Raw genomic sequence first — 21,860 nt, 5'->3', positions numbered from 1 at the left:
CCGCCGTTGGCGTGCGCCCAATCCACCACGGAGGGGCAGTCGATCGGAGGATGCGTGGCCGGGCGCGCGCCGGCGGGCATGACGAACGAGAACACGTCGTTCCCCCACGCGGGCACGGTGGCCGGGTTACTCACCACGTTGATCGCGATCGGCCGGTCGTCCGGGGGTCGAGGGCCTTCGGCAGGTAGCTGCCCGCCGCAACGCTGATGACCGCCGAGACGATCCCGCGTCGGCGCGTTGTTCATCGCTACGCACCATCGTGGCGGCGGCGCGTGTCCCCGCTGCGGCAGCGCACACCCGCCGCAATCGTCGACCCGGCGGCGCCCCGAACCGCATACCGGATCACGCCGGTTGCGGCGCCTTCCCGCCCACCTCTCCCCCACGCTCTCGGCGCGGCGGTGTCACCGGATCGAGCCGGACGGCGCTCGACCGGCGTGGCGGGCGGTCGCTGGCGGAGCGTGGGAGTGGGGCTCGCCGGCACATGTTGACGGGCCCAGCTAATGTCATTAGCCTATAGCTAATAGCATTAGCCAAGCCCCGGAGGTTGACATGTCCGAGTTCCTCACCGTCGGCGACGGCACGATCGCGTACGAGGTCACCGGCGCCGGCCCGCTGGTCGTCCTGGCGCACGGCATGGGCGACAGCCGCGCGTCCTACCGCTTCGTCGTGCCCCAACTGGTCGCGGCCGGCTATCGGGTGGCCGCCGTCGACCTGCGGGGCTGCGGCGAGTCGAGTGCCACCTGGCCGTCCTACACCCGCACCGACGTTGCGGGGGACCTCATCGCGCTGGTGCGGCACCTCGGCGGCCCGGCCGTGCTGGTGGGGCACTCGTTCTCGGGCGGCGCGGTCACCATCGCCGCGGCTCAGGCGCCCGACCTGATCGAGGGCATCGTCGAACTCGTGCCGTTCACCCGCAAGCAGTCGATCCGCCTCGGCGACCTGCGGGTGAAGCGCCACCGCACCGGCCTGGCCCGGCTGCTGATGACCGCCGCCCTGGGCAGCGTGAAGTGGTGGCGACGGTACCTCGACATCGCCTTCCCGGGCCGCAAGCCGGCCGACTGGGCCGAGCAGTTGCGGCGCGTGGGAGCCATGCTCGGCGAGCCCGGCCGGATGAAGGCGATGCAGCGTATGGGCCGGTCCGCGCCGATCGACGCCGGGGCACAGCTCGGCAACGTCCGCTGCCCCGCGCTGATCGTCGAGGGCTCTCTCGACCCGGACTGGGCCGACCCGCGCGCCGAGGGCGAGGCGATCGTGGCGGCGATGCCGGCCGGGCTCGGCAAGCTCGAGGTGATCGAGGGCGCGGGTCACTACCCGCAGACCCAGTTCCCCGACGAGACCGTGGCGCTGCTGCTGCCGTTCCTCAAGGCGAACGCCCGTGCCTAGGACCGGGCTCGACCCGGCGGCGGTGGTCGCCGCCGCCGCCGGCCTCGCGGACGAGGTCGGGCTCGCCAACGTGACGATGGGCCTGCTGGCCAAGCGGCTCGGGGTGCGCGCGCCGTCGCTCTACAAGCACGTCGACGGCCAGGCCGACCTCAACCGGCGGATCGCGGTGCTGGCCCTCACCGAACTGGACGACGCGCTGCGGGCCGCGCTCCAGGGGCGTTCCGGGCGGGAGGCGCTCGCGGCCGCGGCGCGCACGATCCCGACCTACGTGGTCGAGCACCCGGGGCGGTACGCCGCCACGATCCGCATCGACGCTGACGGGCCGGGCGGTCCGATCGTGGCGGCCGGAGCCCGGGTGCTCGACTCCCTGTCCGCGGTGCTGGCCGGATACCGGCTCGATCCGGCCGACACGGTGCACGCGCTGCGACTGCTACGGAGCCTGTTCCACGGCTTCGCGGTGCTCGAGGCCGCCGGCGGCTTCGAGCTGGACACCGACGTCGGCGAGAGCTTCGAGTGGCTGATCGGCTTCGTCGATCGCGGCCTGACCGTCACCGCCGCGACCCCTCACCGCCGGGAACATCATGCGGGCCACGAGGAAGGCCAGCGTTGAGCGCTCCGCCCGGCTAGCGATGCCCGCACCCCCGTTAACCGGACGCTCCGGGCCGGCCCCACGACCGCCGCTCAGGCGACCTCGTTGCCGGGTACGCGGACAGCGGCGGGATCGGCCGAGGTGGCGCCATCAGCGGGGCGGCGGGTCAGGATCTGGGGGCCGGAAGGCGTGACGGCGACCGTATGCTCGGAGTGAGCGGTGCGGGAGCCGTCGGCGGAGCGGATCGTCCAGCCGTCCTTGTCGAACGTGATTTTGTCGGTGGAGCGGCAGAACCAGGGCTCGATGGCGATGGTGAGGCCGGGCTCGAGTTTCATGCCGCGGCCGGGGCGGCCGTTGTTGGCGACGTGCGGGGCCTCGTGCATGGTGCGCCCGATGCCGTGGCCGCCGAACTCGCGGTTGACGCCGTACCCGTAGGAGCGGGCGACCTCGCCGATCGCGGCGGAGACGTCGCCGAGGCGGCCGCCGGGCTGGGCGGCGGTGATGGCGGCCGCCAGGGCGACCTCGGTGGCCTCGATCAGCTTCAGGTCGGCCGGGTCGGGGGTGCCGACGATGACGGACAGCGCGGAGTCGGCGGCCCAGCCGTCGATGCCGACCGCCATGTCGATGCTGAGCAGGTCGCCGTCCCGCAAAACGTAGTCGTGCGGCAGGCCGTGCAGCACCGCGTCGTTGACCGACAGGCACAGCACATTGCGGAACGGGCCGCGGCCGAACGAGGGGGCGTAGTCCCAGTAGCAGGACTCGGCACCGCGTTCCTTGATCCGGCGGCGGGCGTGGTGTTCGAGGTCCATCAGGTTGACGCCGACCGCGGCGACCCCGCTCAGCTCGGCGAGCAGCTCGCCGACGAACTGGCCGGCCACCGCCATCCGGCTGATCTCCTCGGCGGACTTGAGCTCGATCACGACAGCCTCCCTCTCCGTGTGCGGTATTTTTATACCACCATGCGGCGGCGCTCCGGAGGGATATCCTGCTGGCATGGTTCGCCAACCACTCACCGCCGACCAGATCGCCGCGGGCCAGCGCCTCGGAGCCGCCCTCCGGGCCGCGCGGGCCGGCCGCGGCCTCGTCGAGGTGGCCCTGGCGGCCGGCATCTCCCCCGAGACGCTGCGCAAGATCGAGGCGGGCCGCCTTCCCGCACCGGCCTTCGGCACCGTGGTCTGCCTCAGCCAGGCCCTCGATGTTCCCCTCGGCTACCTGGCCGATGTCTGGCTGGCCGACATGCCCATGCACCAGGCATCCTAGAAGCCAACTTCCCTCGACTGCTGGCGCATCGGGCAACGCCCGCCCCATTGATCGGGTAACCCACGGCCCCAACTGACCTGACGCGCCGTCGGCGGGCTGGGGCGGACAGCGCAGGCAGAACACACGGCTACCACGCATGCCCCGAAGCCTCAGTATCGGCGGCGCGACGCGTGCAACCATCCGCGGGTCCGCGCAGGTATCAAACGGCGTCCCCAACCCGAGGAGAGCCGGTGGCAACGGACGAGTCGTTCGCTGAGTTCGTGCGGCAACGGTCACATCGACTGCTGCGTACGGCGTACCTGCTGACCCGCGACTGGGCGTACGCAGAGGATCTGCTGCAAACGGCCCTGGTGCGTGCCTGGGGCGCCTGGAGCTGGATCGAGGCGGATCCTGAGGCATACGTCCGCCGGGTGCTGGTCAACAGCTACCTGTCGTAGTGGCGGCTGCGGTGGCGGCACGCGGAACGCCTCACGCGTCGCTGAACTGCGTCGCGGATCTGCATCAGGACGCCTACGAGACGGGTCAGAACCCGCTCGGGGAGGCGCTGGTCGTCGGGGAGAAGGCCACGATCGCCTACCGGGTCACCGGCGCCCAGGAGATGGCCCGCAAGGCCGCCGTGCCGAAGCAGGGCACGGTGTTCTTCGCGGTTGCCGAACGGGTTCCGTTCACGGAGTACCCGATGCCTCCCCGGCCGGACAAGCTCAAGGAACCGATGCCCGACGCGATTGGCACCGATCCCGGTGGCCAGGTGGTCCACAGCGACCCAGCTGACCCTGAGCAGCGGATGACCGCGACGATGGTCTGGCGCTACGGCTCCAAACTGGCGCTTTCGGTGGCGACCACGACGTCGGGGATCTACGGGATCGAGATTGACGGCGTACCCGTGGCGACCCGCGAGGTCTACGACTATCGCGGCGCCGGCGGTGGTCCTTCCTGCGACATCACCGACGACGGCCACCACTGCTTCGGCGGGCTGCGAAGGTTCGCCGACGGTCAGACCGTGACGGTGACCTTCACCGCCCGGTACGCCACCGGGCCGTGGCTCGGCCAGGTGCGCATCGCGCCGGCCGTCCGCAACGGCAGGGGCTGACCTGCTACCGCCGCCGGTGGCGGTTCGACCGGCGGCCTGATGGGCCCGGCGCTTTTTGTGCGCGCCGGGCCCATCCGCAGGGTGTGCCTTTCAGGTCAGCCGTTGCAGGTGTCGGTCTTGACCCAGGGGCCGTTCTTGTCGCCCGGCTCCTGGTTGCGGGTCCACCATTGGGCGGTCCAGCGGATTCCATCGTGTACGGCGGTCTGTCCGGTGAGGTAGATGCCCGAGTCGGTCCACGTCCGGGCGGTCGCTTCGGTCGAGCAGCGTATGGTGGCGCCGATTTCGGCCCAGGCCAGCCAGGGTGAGGAGGTCGGCACCTGGTTCTGGGTCCACCATTGGGCCTCGAACAGCCGGTTTTGGTACAGGACCCGGTCACCCTCCTGGTACACCTTCGTGGCGTTCCATACTGGAACGGCCCTCACCGTGACCGGTTCGGATGTTGCCGAACCGAGCGTGTGTCCGGTCTTGGTCGCGGTGACGGTGACGGTGACGGGCTTGCCGGCCAGTGTGGCGGTTACCGGTAGGTCGGCTGAGGTGGCGCCGTTGATCGGCTTTCCGTCCATATTCCATTGGTAGTCGAAGGTCAGCCCGTCGAGTTTCCATGTGCCGGGGTTGGCGGTTAGCAGCCCGGTGACCTCGGCGGTGCCGGTGATGGATGGTGCCGTGGCCGGGGTGAGTGGCTTGACCGTGATTTCTGCGGTTGCCCGCAGGTTGGTGCCTGGGATTGTCCCGGTCGCCTCGAAGGTTCCCGGCACGAGCCACTTCTCGGCCGGAATCGGGTCCCAGGTGACGTGTGCTGGGGCGGTCTGCCGGTTGGCCAGCTTGGCGGGCACCGTCGCGGGCAGGGTGGCCGCGGTGCCAGCCGTGGTGGCGAGCCGCACCGGCTGCACGCTCAGCACCGGCCAGTCGTACACCTCGAATTCCCAGATGGACGGGCTGGGGCCGCCGCCGGCGGACACGGCCTTCTCGTAGATGACCCGCAGGCTGGAGAACTCGATATTGCCCAGCGGCAGCTGCACCACGTCCTGGGACTGGTACTGCCCCTCGGTCGGGTTGTTGGCGAAAGTGGCCAGCGTCTTCCACTCCTCGCCGCTGAGGTACTGCACGTGGGCCAGCTCGGCACGCCCGGACCACTGGTAGAGCACGATGGTGGCCCAGTTCGCGGCGACGGGCTCGGCCCAGTCCAGCCGGGCCCAGCCGCCGTTGCCCTGCGCCGAGGTGGCGTTCCAGCGGGTGGTGTCGTCACCATCATTGATCTTCGGCGCGTCGTAGGTGCTGTTGTAGATCGACGAGGCGGAAGCGGTCGCCCGCGGCGCCACCGCCAGGTTGGGCACCCGCAACCCGTCGGCGGCGGTCAGCAACTCCTCGTACGCCTCGTCCACCTCGACCGTGGTGGCGTCGGCGTTGGCCAGCACGGACCGGGCGGTGGCCAGCGCCGCGGCGAAGGCCGGCCAGGCCCCGGGCAGGAAGTCCCCGGCGTCCAGCGAGCCCACGTCAGCGACCAGTTCCTTCAGGTCCCTGATGTAGGCGAGGGCGTCGACGGCGTCCTCCAGCGCGATCCCGGCCGCCACGATGGCGGACTGCCCGGGCGCCGGATCGGCCGACAGCACCCGTTTGGCGCCGGCCAGGGCCTCGGCGAAGGCCGGCCACCCGCCGGCGGCGTAGTCCGCCTTCGCCCTGCCCTTGTTGGCGTCGTAGAGCTTGCCCAACTCCTCCAGTGTGGACAGCCGCTTCAGCACGGTCACCCTGGCCTTCGCCGGCACCGTGGTGCCGGCGACCGTGCCGGTGGCGAAGAACTCGCCGGCCCGCGCGTAGTTCGCCGGGTCGATGGCGTCCCAGGTGACCGGCGCCTTCGCCCACTCGCCATCGGAGAACCGCGCGTCGACCCTGGTCGGCATCGCCGGTGCCCGCCCGGCCTTGGTCTGCACCGGGGTGATCCGGGTGACCAGCGGCACCGGCCCCTGGGCGGTGGTGTTGAGCTCGATCTCCCAGAACGTCGGGTAGGCGGCGCCGCTCCACGGCCCGTCGGTGGTGGCGACAACCTCGGTGAACCTGACCCGCACCTGCTTGACCGTCTTGCCGGTGAGGTCGAAGTCCATGACGTCCTGCGCCTGCACCTCGCCAGCGGCTGGCGTCGCCGCGACCACCGCCAACCGCGTCCAGTCGTCGGATTCCGAGGCCCGGTACTCCACCACGGAACGGGTCTCGCGGTGCCACCAGGAGCCGTAGAACAGCCGTAACGTCTTGTCCACCCCGGCCTGGACCGGCGTGCCCCAGGTGAGTCCGATGTACTCGTTGTTGCCCACGACGCCGGAGTTCCAGCGCCCAGGACCGGTCACCGCCGCCTGGTCGGTCCCCTTTTGGACGATGCCGTCGGTGAGCTTGTCACAGCCGTAGTTCGGCCGGTCGGAAGAGGCGAAACACTGCACGTCGCCCCGCTGCGCCAGGTTCGGGTTCGGTGTGGCGACGGGCTTGCTTAGGTTCGCGTACGAGCCGTTGTTCTTGGCCGGCGGGTAGATCTCGAATTCCTTGACCTGGGGGTTGCCGCCACCGGGTGCGCGCCAGCGCACCTTGGTGGTGGTGACCGGCGGGTCGATCTGGAAGACGGTGGTGCCGCTCAGCGACGCGGCGGTGGCCGCGACCTGCCACGTCTTGCCGTCCCAGTATTCGACCTGGGATGTGGCGGTGAAGTTGGTCTGCATCACCATGTCGACCTCGCCGACCGGCAGGGGCCGGCCGAAGTCGGCTTGGATCCATTGTGAGCCGTCGAGGTCGTTGAAGTTGGGTCGCCAGTAGGTGTCCGTGCGGTAGTCGGCCGCGGCCTGCGACCGCTGGAACTGGTTGGAGCCGGACGGCGCCACGATCAGCGACTGCGGGGCGTAGTTGATTGTGGGCCAGCCGGCGGCCGGGTCGGTTGCCTCGCCTTCGGCCACCACCACCGTGACCTCGCCCGGGAAGACCACACCCTGATAGTCGTCACCGGTCGGTTCGTCGGTGTTCTCCCAGACGTTGTGCACCTTGCTGACGTTCTTCAGGCCCGCCTCCGCCCAGCGGAAGCCGAACGTGGCCGGGGCGGAGGAGCGGTTCAACAACGTCACCGCCGCGCGCGTCTTGCCGTTCTTGGCCGCCAGCGGCTTCGACCAGACCTGCAAGCCGTTCGCGTCCCGGCGGATCAGACTCGGCTGCACGCCCAGGGGGTCCTGGTCGATGGCGAGCATGTCCTTATTGGTCAGGGTGGCGATGTTCTGCGGCTTGAGCTTGGTCACGTCCTGGGACAGGATCAGCGGCGCGGCCGAGATCGCCCACAGCGTGAAGTACGTACGGAACTGCTCCGGCGTCATCACGTTGCCGGGGGCGTCGATCGTGAGATAGTCCGGATCGTTCCAGCCCTTCTCCCCCGGGCCGGACGCCTGCCGGTTGATGTTGCGTTCCCAGATCTCGAAGAACTTGTCGTCCAGTGCGGGCACACCGAGGTCCCCGTCGGTCCGCCAGGCGTTTGCGATCTTGTACGCCCAGTCGCCGGGCGCCTCCTGACCCGCCTCGCAGGTGTCGAAGATGATCGTGCCCTCCGGGTCCTCGGCCCGCAGCGCCTGATAGAAGCCCGCGTACACCTCCGCGTTGGTGTCGGTGTAGGGGCCGGCGTCGTTGTGCCCACCACAGTGGTCCAGCTTGATCGCGTCGACGCCCCAGGCCTTGAACTGCCGCACGTCCTTGCGGTAGTTCTCGAACCAGTTGTCGCCGCCGGAGCCGAAGTAGCCGCCGCAGCTGCCCGAACCGGTGTCGGTGTACATCCCGAACTTCAGCCCGCGGGCGTGCAGCCAGTCGGCCAGCGCCCCGGGGTCGCCGAACTTCGGGCCCGGCACCATGTTGCCGTCGGCGTCGCGGTAGGTCTTGTTGTCGGTGTTACCCCACCAGCCCTCATCGATCCAGATGATGTCGTACCCGGCATCGGTCAGGCCGCTCTTCTCCATCGCCTCCACCTGCGCCTTGAAGGTGGCGGCGGTCGCGTCGAACCGCAGGGCGTACCAGTGGTTCCAGCCCATGTACGGGGTGGCGAGCTCGATGAGGCCCTTGTCCTTGGTGACCGCGATGGTGGCGGTCGCCGTGCCGGAGACGCCACCGTCGGAGTAGGTGCCGGTGACGGTGTAGCCGCCGGGGGCCTCGTACCGGGTCTGCGGCACCGCCTGCCAGCTGACCGGGAGCAGCAGTCGGCCGCCGTTGCCCTGCTTGACGTTGAGGTGCGCCGGCAGCGTCGGCGGAACCCCCACCGTGGTGGTGATGTCGACGCTGGTGGTTGCCGAGATCGGGCTGTCGTTGAAGACCCCGGTAATCCGCACCGTGTCCGGCACGACCCGGATCTTGCTGGCCTGCCGCGGCTGGTCCAGGATCACCGTCTTGGTGCCGGAGAATGCCTGCTCTGCGGTCCAGAGTGGCGCCCACGCCTGGGCGTCCCAGTTGTAGTACTCCAGCGACGGCGTCCGCGGGTCGGGTGCGGACAGCTCCACGCGGGTGAATGTCCGCGTGGTACCGAAGTCGCGCCAGTCGGCGCCGCCGTACTCGACGTTCTTGCGGTTCTCCATCGCCTGGGCGATGTCGGTGGTGCTACCGGAGGCGGCCAGCGCGGGTTGGCCGGCGATGCCGACGACGGACGCCGCGAGCGCGGCCGACATTGTGACGGAAAGGATTCTTGGCGCAAGCCGACGCATGCCGGATTGACTCATCGCAGCTCCCTGCGTTCTGGACAGAGCCGTGCAAAGCCAGCGGGGCGGGGCCGGCCCTCTCCGCTGTACGTGGTCAGGGCCAGGTCGCGGGCCGGAGGCACACGGCCTGGCTGCCCCACATCCTGAAGGCGCGGCGCGAGCCAGTCAAGATTTAATTATAATTAATTACTAGCTTGACCGTTGGGACGATCTCGGATGCCTGGCCAGACGTGTCCTACCCGGCCGGACCACCGAGACGCCCCGGTCAGCCGGACCCCCTCCGCCGTGCGAGTCGCGGACGGCGGCGGTCGCACGGCCACAGAGGACCGGGCTAACCGAGGAACGGGGTCGACGCGCACGCCGCGCCCCCCGGTGGACCTCCAGCTACACATAAAATATGCAAATACTATTGACATACAAGCTCTTGACTATCCATGATGAGCCCTCTAGCGGGGCGATATGCCGCCTTGCCGCCGCTGGCGCCGACGCGGCGAGCAGTCGCCGCGCGCGCCGCCAGATCGACGCGGCCAGACAGACAGGCCGGCCGGAGCCCGCCCCGACCCAAGGCCCACGGCCCCCGACAAGCAGACCCCTTCGACTGACCATTGCGACAGGAGGGCGAGGGAGCGGGCTTCACCTCGTGGCGAGGGTCATCGATGCCGAACGTCCAGGTCTTCGGCTACCAGCAAGACAGGAGGGTGACCGGGTCCTGTACCAAAACCGGCTGTTCGAGGCCCAATGGTGGACCCAGAACCAGGTGCCGACCTCCTCACCCTGGCTGGCCTGGGCCGAAATCGGCGCCACCATACGCTGCTCGACCGAAGCGACCGCCCGGACGTGGACCGACTCGGGCATCTACCTCACCGGACAGACCGCCGTACACGATGGAATCCGCTGGACCGCCCAATGGTGGACCCGCAACCAGGAGCCGGGCGACAAGAACGGCCCCTGGGTCAAGACCGACACCTGCAACGGCTGACCTGAAAGGCACACCCTGCGGATGGGCCCGGCGCGCACAAAAAGCGCCGGGCCGATCCGCGCGAGGCCAGATATTCGCCGCCTGCGAATATGGAGCCAACCGCAAGCCGGTGGCGGCTTACTCGGTGCCCTTACCGGCGGGGCTTTCCGCCAGGTCGTGGCTGACCTCGTCGAGCATGTCGCGCATCCGGGCGTCCGAGCTGAGCGCGTCCCCCGCGACCACGGCCCGAACGAGTTCGACATGCAGGTGCACCGCGCGGGCCGCCAGGGTGTCCGGGCTCAGCAGCAACTCCTCCCTGGCCCGGAGCGCCTCGGCCACCACCCCGGCGAGTTGGGCGATCATGGCGTTGTCGCTCGCCGCCAGCAGGGCGGAGTGCAATTCGATGTCGGCCCGGGTGAAGGCCCCCAGGTCGTGCGCCTCGAACGCGGCCACCAGCGCCGCGCACGCGGATTCGAGCGCCTCCTTCTTCCTGCTGTTGATCCGCCCCGCGGCGAGGCGGGCAGCGAACGGTTCGACCGCGGTGCGCACCTCCAACAGGTCCCGCATCTGTTCGTGTGCCTGCGGGCCGTGTACGCGCCACTCGATGACCTGCTGGTCGAACAGGTTCCATTCGGGAAAGGGACGCAGTCGGGTTCCCACATTGGGCCGAGACGTGACCAGGCCCTTGGCCTCCAACACGCGCAGCGCCTCCCGAACGACGCTGCGGGACACGCCGTACCGGTCGCCGATGTCGATCGGGTCCAGCACGCCGGCCGCATCGGGTCCGCCATTGACGAGCATCTGGCCAAGCTCCTCGACCAGCCAGCCGTGCAGACCGCGCCCCCGCCGTGGTCGCCGGATGGTGTTCACCCGCGTCTCCTTCACCGGGACCGAGCTCCCGGACCGCCGTCCACCGCCCCGTGCGCGTTGCCCTCAGATCGTACGGCGGTGTGATGGATACCCGTCGTCTGGCACACCGCGGGCAACGTCACGTGGGCAGGCCCACGCGGCGCTCGCCGCTTCGCACCTGCTGGATGACGACGGCGACGACGAGCAGGGTGCCCTTGGCGACGTTCTGCCAGAAGGGGTTGATACCCAGCAGGGTCATGCCGTTGGTGAGGACACCCAGGAGCAGGACGGCCAGGATCGTCCCGCTGACGGCTCCCTTGCCGCCCTTGAGCGCGCACCCGCCGAGCGCCGCGGCGGTGATGGCCTCGAGTTCGAGGCCCTCGCTGCCGGACACCGGCTGGCCGGACCCGGTACGCGCGGTGATGAGAATGCCGGCCAGGGCGGCGATGAGGCCGGTCATGGCGTAGACCCCGAGGATGTACCGGTTGATGTTGATCCCGGACAGCCGCGCGGCGTTGTCGTTGCCACCGATCGCGTAGATGTTGCGCCCGAGGTCGGTGTACTTGAGCATCACGTGGACGGCGGCGGCGGCGAGCACGAACACCCAGATAAGGGTCGGGATTCCCGCGATGCTGCCGCGGGAGAGGAAGATGAACACCGGGTCGGCTCCGGTGTATCCCTGGGCCCGGCCGTTGCTGACCAGCTGCGCCACGCCCTTGAACGCCGCCAGCGTGGCGAGGGTGGCGATGACGGGGTTGACCCGACCGAAGACGATCACCACGCCGTTGACGAGGCCGCAGCAGAGCCCCAGCGCCAGCGCGGCGGCGATGCCCAGCGCCGCGTTGCCCGAGGTGGCGGTGAACGCCATCGCCGAGACGACCGACGCGAGCCCGGCCTGGGACCCGACCGAGATGTCCAGCGCACCCAGGACGATGACGACCGTCTGCGCCACGGCGAGCAGGCCGGAGATGGCCACCGCGGTACCGATCGTCTTGATGTTCGCGGTCTGGAAGAACACCGGGTCCTGCGTCCCGATGATCGTGACGAGGATGCCGAGGGCGATGAGGAGGCTGACGTTCTGCACGCCGACGAAGTCGAGCGCGCGGCGCAGGGATAAACCGCGGGTGGGGCTGTCCGGCGCCGGGGAGGAGGCGATGCGGTCGGCGGTCTGGCTCACCGGATAACTCCTTCGGATGTCAGCTGATCGGCCATGGCCAGCGCGAGGATCCGTTCCTCGGTCGCGTCGTCGTGGGTGAGTTCGCCGGTGATGCGGCCGTGCTGCATCACGATGATGCGGTCGGCCAGGCCGAGGATCTCGGGCAGCTCGGACGAGATGACCAGCACGGCGATGCCCTCGGCGGCGAGTTCGTCGATGAGGGAGTAGATCTCGGCCTTCGCCCCGACGTCGATTCCCCGGGTCGGCTCGTCAAGAATCAGGACCTTCGGCCGGCGGGCCAGCCACCGCGCCAGGACGACCTTCTGCTGGTTGCCGCCGGAGAGCCGGCGTACCTCCTGCTCGACGGAGGGTGTGCGCACGTCCAACTGCCGGACGTAGCGGTTGACCAGGTCCCGCTCGCGCCCGCGTCGCACGATGCGGAAGCGGGAGAGCCGGCTCAGCACCGCGAGAGAGACGTTGTCGCGGACGGTCCGTTCGAGGATGAGGGCGTCGGCCTTGCGCTCTTCCGGGGCCAGACCGATACCGACGCGCACCGCGTCCCGTGGGGAGCGCAGTCGTACGGGCTCGCCGTCGACGAGGACCCGACCGGAGCGGATGGGTAGGTCTCCCACCACGGCGCGGACCAGTTCGGATCTGCCGGCGCCGACCAGGCCGGTGAGGCCGAGCACCTCGCCGGCCCGGACGTCGAAGCTGATGTCGGTGACGTCGTCGGTGGTGAGGCTCCGCACGGACAGCATGCTGCGGTCGCGGGCCGCGCCGGTGTGCCGGCGGCGGAACATGGCGGACAGGTCCCGTCCGACCATCATCCGGACCAGTTCGTCCTCCGACGTTTCGGCCACGGCGCGCTGCCCGACGAGGCGGCCGTCGCGGAGCACGGCGACCCGGTCGGCGATCCGGAAGATCTCCTTCATCCGGTGCGAGACGTAGATGATGGCCACGCCGTCGTCGCGTAGCCGCCGGATGAGCGCGAAGAGCGCGTCGACCTCGTGCTCGGACAGCGACGACGTCGGCTCGTCGAACGCGATGACCCGCACGTTGCCGGTCAGCGCGCGCAGGATCTCCACCAGTTGCCGCTGCGCGGCGGACAGCCGGCCGCCCAGGGTGTCCGGGCGCAGCACCTGCGCGAAGCCGTAACGTTCAAGATCTGCCTGGACGCGCGCGTGCAGCGCCCCGCGGTCCAGCAGGCGCCCGCGCCGGCGCGGAAGCGCTCCGATGTAGACGTTTTCGGCGACGGAGACGTGCGGGACGATTTCCGGTTCCTGGTAGATGATTCGAACGCCGGCCCGGTGCGCCTCGGCCGGCGTGCGGAACACGACGGGCTCGCCCTCGAGGACCAGCCGCCCCGAGTCCGGCTGGTAGTCGCCGCTGAGGATCTTGAGCAGGGTGGACTTGCCGGCGCCGTTCTCGCCCATCAGGGCCAGGACCTCGCCGGCCCGCACGTCGATGTGCACATCGTGGAGCGCCCGCACGCCGGCGAAGCGTTTGCTCAGCGCTTCGACGCACAGTGCCTCAGCGGCTGGCGGTGCTGTCGCAGGAGTGGTCATGGCTCCTCGCACGGGTTGCGGGACGTCCAGGGCAGGTCAGGCTGTTGTCGCCCGGCCGGGCTTGTGCTGGCCGCCGCTGCCGGGCCCCCCGAGCCCGGCAGCGGTGCTTCGTTCGTTCGAGGGTGGCACGTCAGGTGCACGCCAGCCCGGCCTGCTCCCAGTTGGTCGCGTCGACCATGGTGGTCTTGGCGACGCTCTTGGCGGGCAACGGATTCCCGCTGCGGATCGATTCGACCAGCGCCCTGATCGCGCTCGCACCGACCTCGCGGCCGTCGATGAACAGCGCGGCCCGGTTACCGGTCTGCTGCCCGGCCTTCCAGTCCTTGCAGCTCAGGTACGCGCCCAGGCCCACACCGATGATGTCGGCCGGCTTCTTGCCGGAGTTCTGCAGCGCGGTCACGACGCCGGTGACGTTCTCGTCGTTGCATCCCCAGACCACCCAGTGCTTGACGTTCTGGTTGGCGGTGATGACCGCACCGGCCTTGTCCTGGGCACCGGTGGGAGTGTTGTCGGTGCCGACCTCGATGATCTGCGGAACGTCGCCGCCGGCGGCCTCCGTGAAGGCCCCCTTGGCCCCGTTCACCCGGTCGGTGCACACGGTGAGGTCCTGCTTCCAGGCCGCGATGATGCGGGTGTCCGCGGCCGTCCAGCCGGCCTGCTTGTACAGTTCGCCGGCCTTCTTGCCGACCTCCTGGCCCATGGACGGGCCGTCGAAGCCCACGAACGGCGCCTCGGCCCCCGATCCGTCCTTGAGGCTGTCGTCGGAGGCCACCAACGGGATGCCGGCCTGCTTCGCCTTGTCGATGACCTGGGGACCGATCTGCTGATCGGGTGCGACGATGGCGATGCCGTCGACACCGCGGGCGATGGCCGCGTCCAGCTCGCTGATGGCCTTGTTCGAGTCCAGACCGAGGTTGACCACGGAGACCTTGACCTCGCCGAGTTCCTTGGCGGCGTCGGTGGCACCCGCGGCCTCGTCCACGAAGTACTGCTGGTCGCCCTGCTTCTGCAGGTAGGCGATGGTGATCGGGCCGGTCTTCTGCCCGCCCACATCCGGGTTGTCCGTGGCTTCCTGGCCGGACGAGCATGCCGTGAGGCCGAGCGACCCGATGATGAGGGCCGCCATGGCGCGAGCGGCGCCGTGTCGCGATTTCGCCATGTCGCGCTTTTCCTTTCGGGAGGTTCGCTGAGACAAGCAAATATAGTATTATCATATTTATCTAGCGAGCCTCGCGACAGCCTCGTAACGCATTCGTTACGCAAGCGGGCCGCCGACCGTCCAGCAACGACCTCACGCATCGGAGGGTGCGCGCGGCGCTCCCGGTCGCCGCGCGACGAGCCCGGGGACCGGATCCGCGTCCTGACCGTTGCATCCGGCGCCCACCGCTGCCAAGATGTTTTGGTAATTAATAAGTAGATCTTCGACGCGGCGGGCACGGCACATGCGACGACTGGAAGGCAAGACCGCGCTGGTCACCGGCGCGTTCGGCGGCATCGGGGCGGCCACCGCGCGACGGCTGGCGGCCGACGGCGCGGCCGTCTGCCTGGTGGACGTGCGCGACTGCGCCCCACTGGCCGACGAACTGGCCGCCACCGGCGCGCGGGCCCTCCCCGCGATCGCCGACGTTGCCGATGAGGCAAGCTGGGCGGCCGCCGTGGCGGCGGTGCATCGCGCGTTCGGGCCGGTCGACATCCTGGTCAGCAACGCCTACGCGGTCGAGGTGGCCCCCGCCCACGAAACCAGCCGCGATTCCTGGGACCACCAGCTCGCGGTCAGCCTCACCGGCACCTTTCTCGGGGTACGGGCCTGCCTGGACGATCTGCGCGCCGGCCACGGCTCGGTGGTGCTGGTGTCGTCGGTGCACGCGCTGGTGGGCCTGCCCGGCCGGCCCGCCTACGCCGCGGCCAAGGGCGGCCTGGTCTCGCTCGGCCGTCAACTGGCCGTCGAGTACGGACCGCGGGTCCGGGTGAACACCGTGTTGCCGGGGCCGATCCTCACCGACGCCTGGGCCGGTGTGTCCGAAGTAGACCGACAGCGGAGCGTCGCGGGCACGGTGGCGAAACGCTTCGGCACCCCGGACGAGGTGGCCGCCGCCGTGGCCTTCCTCACCTCGCCGGACGCCGGCTACATCACCGGCGCGAGCCTGGTGGTCGACGGCGGCTGGACCGCGGTCAAGGCCTCGGCCTGACATCGATACCGACGAGCGAGAAGGTGCTCATTGGCAACGTACGCGCGCCGCGGGCTGCACGGGCAGGTCGTCGAGGTCATCGCACGCCGCATCCTCGCCGGGGAGATCGCCCCCGGGGCGACGGTGGATCTCACCGCGTTGCAGGCGGAACTCGACGTCAGCCTCACCGTGCTGCGGGAGGCGCTGAAGGTGCTCTCCGCCAAGGGCATCGTGGACGCCCGGCAGAAGCGCGGCACGTTCGTGCGGCCCCGCGCGGACTGGAACCTCCTCGACGCTGACGTGATCCGCTGGCAGTTCGCCGAGGGCGCCGATCCGCGGCTGCTCGACCAGTTGCACGAGGTGCGCAGCATCGTCGAGCCGGCCGCCGCCCGGCTGGCGGCCAGCCGGGCGAGCGAGGAGGACCTGGCCGCGCTGGTCGGCGCGCTGGACGAGATGGCGGCCGTGGACGGCAGTCCCGCCGCCGCCGTCGCCGCCGACCTGAACTTCCATCGCGCGCTGCTGGCCGCCACGCACAACGAGTTGCTGGAGCGCATGGAGGTGGTCATGGAGACCGGCCGGGCCGAACGCGACCGCCTGGTACACGGCGGCGAGCCGCACGACGACCCGGTACCGAGCCACCGGGCGGTGGTGGAGGCGATCCAGGCGAAGGACGCCGCAGCCGCCGAGACCGCGATGCGGGGATTGCTGGACAAGGCCGTGCGGGACGTCAAGAAGATCAGGGGAAAGAACGGATGACGCGTGGTGCGCACGGCCGCTGAGGACCGGGTGCCGCTTCGCGTCGGCTCCGACGACGTCCACGGTGGTCGGTGGACGACGCTGTCCGGTGGCGGCCGGGAGTGGCTGTGGCGGCGGCCGGGCACCCGCCGGAACGAGGCACGCCCCGGTGACCCGTTCGTTGACGCGGGCGGTCTGGAGGAGTGCCTGCCGACGGTGCGGGGCCGGCCCGACCACGGGGAGGTCTGGTCCCGGCGGTGGCGTAGCTCCGACGCGTGCACCGCCACCATCGAGCGTCCGGACTTCACCCTGACCCGCCGCCTCACCGACGACTCCGGCGTGGTGGTTGCCGACTACCGGCTCCAGGCCGACCCGGGGTACCGGTTCCTGTGGGCGGCGCACGCCCTGCTCGACCTCTCCCCCGCTGCCCGGCTGGAGGCACCCGCCGGCATCCCGGTCCGGCTGTACCCGGAGGCTGGTGCGCTGCCCTCCCCTGATCAGTGGCCGCCGGACGGCCGGTGGCTGCCCGCGTCGTGGCCTTCGCCGGCCGGGCTGCCGCTGGACCGGCTCGGACCCGACGACGGCACCGCGGTCGGGGCGGTGCTGCTCGACTGTCCCCGGGTGCGGGTGGCTGACGGCACCGACCGGCTCACCCTGCACCTCGAATGCGACGACCAGCCCCGTTCCACCGCGCTCTGGCGGAACCTGCGCGGCTGGCCCAGCGCCGAGCCCTACCGCAGCATCGGCGTGGAACCCATGCTCGGCCGGGTCTTCGACCTGGCCGGGGCCGGCCCCGGTGACGCCGCCGAGGTCCCGTCGGGCGGAGCGGTCACCTGGCGGCTCACCCTCACCGCCCACCGCGCGGATTGACGCCGAGGCGTACCAGGGCGCATACCGCTCATCATCTGATGGCCTCCTGCGACGCGTGGCCGATGTGGCCGAGTTCGCTTCGCGTCGGCAGCCCTTCCCAGTCGCCGAGCGCGGCGACGGCGGCGGCCGCGACGGTGCCGGCCCGCTCTATCCGATCCGCCGGGTCCAACCCGTCGAGCAGACCGGAGAGGTAGCCCGCGGTGAAGGCGTCACCGGCGCCGACGGTGTCGACCACCGGGACCGGTACGGCCGGCCGGTCGATTCGACCGTCGATTGTGTAGACCGACGCGCCGTGCCGGCCACGCTTGACGACGACCTCGGCAATCCCCCCGGCAAGCAGTGCTTCGACGCGGGCCGCCTCGTGCGATCCGTCGGATACCAACGGCAGTTCGTCCTCGGACGCCACCAGCACGTCGACGTGGGTGAGCAGCGGACGCAAGGACCGGCGGGCAGCGACGGGACCCCACAACTTGGCCCGGAAGTTGACGTCCAGGCAGACGGTGGCACCGGCCGTGCGGGCCGCCTCGACGGCATGCCGGACCGCCTGTGCGGGCGCGTCGCCGAGGGCCGGCGTGATGCCGGTGACGTGCAGCACGCGCATGCCGTCCCGTAGGGCCGTGTCGATGTCGTGGGGGGCGAGGCGGCTGGCCGCGCTGCCCTGCCGTCGATAGTGGACTCGGGTCGCCCCGCCGGGCCCCCGTTCGAACAGCAGCATCCCGGTGAGGGCGTCCGGCGTCACCGTGACGTGTTCGACGTCGACGCGCTCGGCGCGCAGCGTCCGCAGGACGAGCTGGCCGAGCTCATCGCCGCCGACGCGACCGACCCACCGGGTGGAATGCCCGAGGCGGGCCACGCCGATGGCGACGTTGGATTCGGCGCCGGCGATCGAGAGGGCGAGCTGACCGCCGAGGCGCAGCAGCGACGCGGCGCGCAGGGATGCCATCGTCTCACCGATGGCGAGCAGGTCGACGCTCACGGTCGGCTCTCGGGAAGCGGGGGCAGCGCCGCGAGCAGGCCCCGGGCGCGGGCGCGCAGCTCATCAAGGCCGCCACCGTCGGGTGCGTCGCCGAGCAGCGGGGAGCCGACCCCCACCGCGACGGCCCCACCCTCCAGGTAGGTACGGGCGGCAGCCGCGTGCACACCACCGAACGGCACGAAGGGCACCTTGGGGAACGGGGCGCGCAGTGCCCGCAGGTAGGCCGGGCCGCCCAGCTCGGCGGGGAACAGCTTCACGGCCGCCGCCCCCAGATCGACGGCGGTGGCCACCTCGGTCGGGGTCAACGCGCCGACCACCACCGGCAGGCCAAGGTTGGCCGCCTCCGCCGCGCCCGCGCTGACGCATGGCGTGACGAGGTAGGCTGCGCCGGCGTTCGCGGCGGCCTGCGCGTCGGCGGCGGACACGACGGTGCCCACGCCGAGAATGATCCGGTCCCCGAGTTCGGCACGGGCCCGGGACACCACGGCCAACGCGTCGGTGCCGGTGAGCGATACCTCCGCCAGTGGGATGCCCTCGTCAGCGAGCACGTGGATGCTGGCCAACGCCGCCGCCGGGTCCGCGCCGCGGACAACGGCGAGTAGGCGGTGGCGGCGCAACTGCGTCAAAAGGTCCATCGGACGGCTCCCGGGTCGCGGTCGTAATCGGTGGGCACGGTGGTCACCATTCGGCGAAGGAGCCGTCGTCGTGGCGCCACACCGGTGAGCGCCAGGCATGGCCACGCTCGTCGGCGCGCCGCACGGCCTCCTCGTCGACCTCGATGCCGAGCCCCGGACGCCGCGGCCGGCGCACCTGCCCGTCGACGAATTCGAAGATGGACGGATCGACCAGGTAGTCCAGCAGCTCGTTGCCGGTGTTGTAGTGGATGCCCAGGCTCTGCTCCTGGATCAGGAAGTTGGGCGTCGAGAAGGCGATCTGCAAACTGGCCGCGAGCGCGATCGGCCCGAGTGGACAGTGCGGGGCCAGGGCGACCCCGTGCACCTCCGCCATGGCGCCGATGCGCCGTACCTCGGAGATGCCACCGGCGTGGCTGAGGTCCGGTTGTGCCACGGCGATACCGTGCTCGAACACCGGCCGGAAATCCCACCGCGAGTACAGGCGTTCGCCGGTGGCGATCGGCACGGTCGACGCGGACAGCACCTGTGGCAGCAGGTGCTGCTCGTCGGGCAGTAGCGGCTCCTCCACGAACATCGGTGCCAAGGGTTCGAGCAGGGGCAGGATGCGGCGGGCGTTGGCCAGGCTGACCCGGCCGTGGAAGTCGACGGCGAGATCACGGTGCGGGCCGAGAACCTCGCGCGCGGCGGCCACCCGGCGCACCACCGCGTCGACCTCCGCCGGTGACGCGAGCGTCGGCAGCCGCCCGCACCCGTTCATCTTCACCGCGGTAAATCCGGCCTCGACCTGTGCCCGCACCGCGTCTTCGATCTCGGCCGGTTCGTCGCCGCCCACCCACGAGTAGACGCGGGCCCGCTCGCGTACCGGGCCACCGAGCAGTTCGTGGACCGGCGCGTCGCGCGCCTTGCCGGCGATGTCCCACAGCGCCTGGTCGATGCCGGCCACCGCGCTGGACAGGATGGGGCCGCCCCGGTAAAAGGCACCCTTGGTCAGTACCTGCCAGTGGTCTTCGATGCGCAGCGGGTCGGTGCCGACGAGCAGCTCCGACAGTTCGCCGACGGCCGCGCGCACGGTCGCCGCCCGGCCCTCGACGATCGGCTCGCCCCAGCCGACAAGTCCCTCGTCGGTCCCGATCCGGCAGAACAGCCACCGGGGCGGTACCAGGAACGTCTCGACGGAGGTGATTTTCATGGGGGTCCTGTTCGGCCTAGGTGTCGGAGCGGATACGGTCGAGATCGCTGATTGACTTGGCGAGCAACGCGGCCGTGGCGGCCGCGGCCGCGTCGGGGTCGCCGTCGCCGATCGCGTCGAGTACCGCGGCGTGCGCCGGAGTGGGGTCATCGTCCTGCACCACACCGTGAACAAGCCGGTCGCGGGCGGCCAGACCCGCCTGCAGGACGACCTCCATACGCACGAGTAGCTCGTTGTGCGTGGCGGCCAGCAGTGCCCGGTGGAACGCGAGGTCCGCCTCGACCGGATCCGCGTCCCCGCGCGCCGCGACGGACATCGCCGCAAGCGCCCGGGTCATGGCGGCCAGGTCGTCCTCGGTCCGGCGCAGCGCCGCCAGCCGGGCACTGGCCGGTTCGATGATGGTGCGGACCTCGGCGAGGTCGTTGAGGAACTGCCTGTCCTCACGCCCCTGGAACTGCCACCGGATGACGTCGGGGTCAAGCAGTCGCCACCGGGCGCGCGGCTGCACGTAGGTGCCGCGTTTCTGCCGCGCGTCGATGAGACCCTTCTCCTTCAGGACGCGCAGCGCCTCGCGTAGCACAGTGCGGCTGACATCCAGCTCGGTCTCCAATTGGGGCAGCTCGATGGTCTGACCCTCGGCCAGCTCACCGGCGGCGATGCGGCAGCCGAGTTCCTCGACCACGGCGCCGTGCAGGCCACGTCCACGATAAGCGCCGGTTCGTCCTTGCGCGTTCACGCGGAGTAGCGTCGGTCATGAATGACGGTCCCGGCAAGGCCCGTCGATCCGTCCGCGCCGCGCCGATCCCGCGGGCGGCTACGGTTGCCCGGGCTCACCCGCACGGCGCACCCGTCGTTGCTGGCAGCACCGGCTCGCATCCGCACCGCTCCTCTCGCTGGTTCGTGGCAGGCCACCAGCCTACTGTACATGTAAGCATTTTTTATTACTACATCTATCCATCGATGTTTCTCTCGCCCAGCCGCAGCCGTCGAGTCCCGCCGCTGGCCGCCGGGCGCGCCGATGTGCCAGGCGGACTCCGCCAGCGGGACCGGCGAGCCGAACCCGCCCGTGTGGCCGCGCCGGCCGAAGGATCGAATGTGGCGTCGCCTGCCCCCAGACGCAGCAGGATGCCGAGATGGTGGGAGACGGTCGACCTCCCCCGTTCAGAGGGGAATTCGCTTCATCGAGGGCGATGAAGGAAAGATGCACCCTACCTGCAAGGATTTGAGTGTCGAGATCAAGTCCACAGCAGAATCGGGTGCACCTTTCCGGTGAGTAAGGGTAGCGGGTGGGATCAGCGGCTGCAGGTGGCCGCGGGTGGTAAAGGTCTGGTCGGTCACGCAGGCGCGGTGTTGCTGCGGCGGTGCGCGGACCGGACCGGGTTGACCGGGGCATTGAACGCGGTGCTGCCCAGGGGTAAGGGTCCGGGCTGGTGGGATCAGGGGCACGGTCCTGGTCTGTCTGGCGACCGCGATCGTGCTGGGCGCGTCGAGTATGTCCGATGTCAGCCTGCTCGCGCATCAGATCGGGGTGTTCGGGGAGCCGCCGTCGGAGGCGACCGTCCGCCGGACCCTCGCGGAGCTGGACACGGCGGGGCTGGGCCGGATCGCCAAGGTCAGGGCGAAGGTCCGCGCCCGGGTCTGGGAGTTGCTCGCGCGCTGGCCGGACGGTTTCCCGTGGCTGAGTGTGGCGGGCAGGCTGCTAGCCGGGTGGGTGGTCATCGACCTGGACGCCACCCT

General features: G+C 70.5%; 19 protein-coding genes and 1 pseudogene. 10 read left to right on the top strand and 10 right to left on the bottom strand.

Going from position 1 to position 21,860, the window contains the following annotated elements:
• The first annotated feature begins 549 nt into the window (after positions 1 to 549).
• Positions 550 to 1,383: an alpha/beta fold hydrolase gene (locus KJS59_RS27730; RefSeq protein WP_213456385.1), complete on the top strand. Its 834-nt coding sequence runs from the start codon at positions 550 to 552 to the stop codon at positions 1,381 to 1,383.
• The gene (locus KJS59_RS27725; RefSeq protein WP_249714991.1) at positions 1,376 to 1,993 is read left to right on the top strand and encodes a TetR-like C-terminal domain-containing protein; all 618 of its coding nucleotides are present in this window, start codon (positions 1,376 to 1,378) and stop codon (positions 1,991 to 1,993) included. Before KJS59_RS27730 ends, KJS59_RS27725 begins: the two co-directional genes overlap by 8 nt.
• A gap of 71 nt (positions 1,994 to 2,064) precedes the next feature.
• Here the strand turns inward: KJS59_RS27725 and map are convergent, their stop codons facing one another.
• On the bottom strand, positions 2,065 to 2,892 hold the full coding sequence (gene map, locus KJS59_RS27720) for a type I methionyl aminopeptidase (RefSeq protein ID WP_213456382.1): 828 nt from the start codon (positions 2,890 to 2,892) through the stop codon (positions 2,065 to 2,067).
• A gap of 73 nt (positions 2,893 to 2,965) precedes the next feature.
• Here map and KJS59_RS27715 point away from each other — a divergent pair, with 73 nt between their 5' ends.
• The 3 genes from KJS59_RS27715 to KJS59_RS27705 all read left to right on the top strand — a co-directional run bounded on the left by KJS59_RS27715 (position 2,966) and on the right by KJS59_RS27705 (position 4,322).
• Complete coding sequence (locus KJS59_RS27715; protein ID WP_213456380.1) at positions 2,966 to 3,232, top strand: helix-turn-helix domain-containing protein; 267 nt, start codon at positions 2,966 to 2,968, stop codon at positions 3,230 to 3,232.
• A 230-nt stretch (positions 3,233 to 3,462) separates the two neighbouring features.
• Positions 3,463 to 3,669, top strand: a complete 207-nt coding sequence (locus KJS59_RS27710) for a sigma factor (protein WP_213456378.1) — start codon at positions 3,463 to 3,465, stop codon at positions 3,667 to 3,669.
• 11 nt (positions 3,670 to 3,680) lie between these two features.
• The gene (locus tag KJS59_RS27705; protein WP_213456376.1) at positions 3,681 to 4,322 is read left to right on the top strand and encodes a hypothetical protein; all 642 of its coding nucleotides are present in this window, start codon (positions 3,681 to 3,683) and stop codon (positions 4,320 to 4,322) included.
• Between the two features lie 95 nt (positions 4,323 to 4,417).
• Here KJS59_RS27705 and KJS59_RS27700 read toward each other — a convergent pair whose 3' ends face one another.
• Complete coding sequence (locus KJS59_RS27700; protein WP_213456374.1) at positions 4,418 to 8,992, bottom strand: Ig-like domain-containing protein; 4,575 nt, start codon at positions 8,990 to 8,992, stop codon at positions 4,418 to 4,420.
• 670 nt (positions 8,993 to 9,662) lie between these two features.
• Between KJS59_RS27700 and KJS59_RS27695 the strand changes: the two genes are divergently transcribed.
• Positions 9,663 to 10,001 carry a carbohydrate-binding protein gene (locus tag KJS59_RS27695; RefSeq protein ID WP_213456372.1) on the top strand — a complete coding sequence of 113 codons (339 nt, stop codon included), beginning with the start codon at positions 9,663 to 9,665 and terminating at the stop codon, positions 9,999 to 10,001.
• Positions 10,002 to 10,118: 117 nt separating this feature from the next.
• On the opposite strand, the gene KJS59_RS27690 is transcribed toward KJS59_RS27695, so the two are convergent.
• The 4 genes from KJS59_RS27690 to KJS59_RS27675 all read right to left on the bottom strand — a co-directional run bounded on the left by KJS59_RS27690 (position 10,119) and on the right by KJS59_RS27675 (position 14,709).
• Positions 10,119 to 10,850, bottom strand: coding sequence for a FadR/GntR family transcriptional regulator (locus KJS59_RS27690; protein WP_213456370.1), 732 nt, complete (start codon positions 10,848 to 10,850; stop codon positions 10,119 to 10,121).
• A gap of 118 nt (positions 10,851 to 10,968) precedes the next feature.
• Complete coding sequence (locus KJS59_RS27685; protein ID WP_249714988.1) at positions 10,969 to 12,006, bottom strand: ABC transporter permease; 1,038 nt, start codon at positions 12,004 to 12,006, stop codon at positions 10,969 to 10,971.
• Positions 12,003 to 13,550, bottom strand: coding sequence for a sugar ABC transporter ATP-binding protein (locus KJS59_RS27680; protein WP_213456369.1), 1,548 nt, complete (start codon positions 13,548 to 13,550; stop codon positions 12,003 to 12,005). The genes KJS59_RS27685 and KJS59_RS27680 overlap by 4 nt, the downstream gene beginning before the upstream one ends.
• 130 nt (positions 13,551 to 13,680) lie before the next feature.
• Positions 13,681 to 14,709 (bottom strand): substrate-binding domain-containing protein, encoded by a 1,029-nt coding sequence (locus KJS59_RS27675; protein ID WP_213456367.1) that lies wholly within the window; start codon positions 14,707 to 14,709, stop codon positions 13,681 to 13,683.
• A gap of 283 nt (positions 14,710 to 14,992) precedes the next feature.
• Here KJS59_RS27675 and KJS59_RS27670 point away from each other — a divergent pair, with 283 nt between their 5' ends.
• The 3 genes from KJS59_RS27670 to KJS59_RS27660 are packed head-to-tail and all read left to right on the top strand — an operon-like array spanning position 14,993 to position 17,323.
• Entirely contained in the window at positions 14,993 to 15,739 is a 747-nt protein-coding gene (locus tag KJS59_RS27670) for an SDR family NAD(P)-dependent oxidoreductase (RefSeq protein WP_213456365.1), read from the top strand.
• A 30-nt stretch (positions 15,740 to 15,769) separates the two neighbouring features.
• A complete protein-coding gene (locus KJS59_RS27665) occupies positions 15,770 to 16,474 on the top strand; it encodes a FadR/GntR family transcriptional regulator (protein ID WP_213456363.1) in 705 nt (234 codons plus the stop codon).
• A gap of 6 nt (positions 16,475 to 16,480) precedes the next feature.
• Positions 16,481 to 17,323 carry a hypothetical protein gene (locus tag KJS59_RS27660; protein ID WP_249714986.1) on the top strand — a complete coding sequence of 281 codons (843 nt, stop codon included), beginning with the start codon at positions 16,481 to 16,483 and terminating at the stop codon, positions 17,321 to 17,323.
• A gap of 31 nt (positions 17,324 to 17,354) precedes the next feature.
• Here the strand turns inward: KJS59_RS27660 and KJS59_RS27655 are convergent, their stop codons facing one another.
• The 4 genes from KJS59_RS27655 to KJS59_RS27640 are packed head-to-tail and all read right to left on the bottom strand — an operon-like array spanning position 17,355 to position 20,859.
• Positions 17,355 to 18,299, bottom strand: a complete 945-nt coding sequence (locus KJS59_RS27655; protein WP_249714984.1) for a sugar kinase — start codon at positions 18,297 to 18,299, stop codon at positions 17,355 to 17,357.
• On the bottom strand, positions 18,296 to 18,934 hold the full coding sequence (locus KJS59_RS27650; RefSeq protein ID WP_213456361.1) for a bifunctional 4-hydroxy-2-oxoglutarate aldolase/2-dehydro-3-deoxy-phosphogluconate aldolase: 639 nt from the start codon (positions 18,932 to 18,934) through the stop codon (positions 18,296 to 18,298). Before KJS59_RS27650 ends, KJS59_RS27655 begins: the two co-directional genes overlap by 4 nt.
• A gap of 43 nt (positions 18,935 to 18,977) precedes the next feature.
• On the bottom strand, positions 18,978 to 20,123 hold the full coding sequence (gene dgoD, locus KJS59_RS27645; protein ID WP_213456359.1) for a galactonate dehydratase: 1,146 nt from the start codon (positions 20,121 to 20,123) through the stop codon (positions 18,978 to 18,980).
• A gap of 16 nt (positions 20,124 to 20,139) precedes the next feature.
• Positions 20,140 to 20,859 carry a FadR/GntR family transcriptional regulator gene (locus tag KJS59_RS27640; RefSeq protein WP_213456356.1) on the bottom strand — a complete coding sequence of 240 codons (720 nt, stop codon included), beginning with the start codon at positions 20,857 to 20,859 and terminating at the stop codon, positions 20,140 to 20,142.
• Positions 20,860 to 21,615: 756 nt separating this feature from the next.
• Here KJS59_RS27640 and KJS59_RS27635 point away from each other — a divergent pair.
• Positions 21,616 to 21,860, top strand: a pseudogene (locus tag KJS59_RS27635) (IS1380 family transposase); the annotation flags it as partial.

The sequence above is a fragment of the Rhizomonospora bruguierae genome (genome assembly GCF_018397995.1).
Taxonomy (GTDB): domain Bacteria; phylum Actinomycetota; class Actinomycetes; order Mycobacteriales; family Micromonosporaceae; genus Rhizomonospora; species Rhizomonospora bruguierae.
The sequence above is the reverse complement of the archived record's forward strand: the minus strand, read 5'-3'. Positions and strand labels throughout refer to the sequence as shown.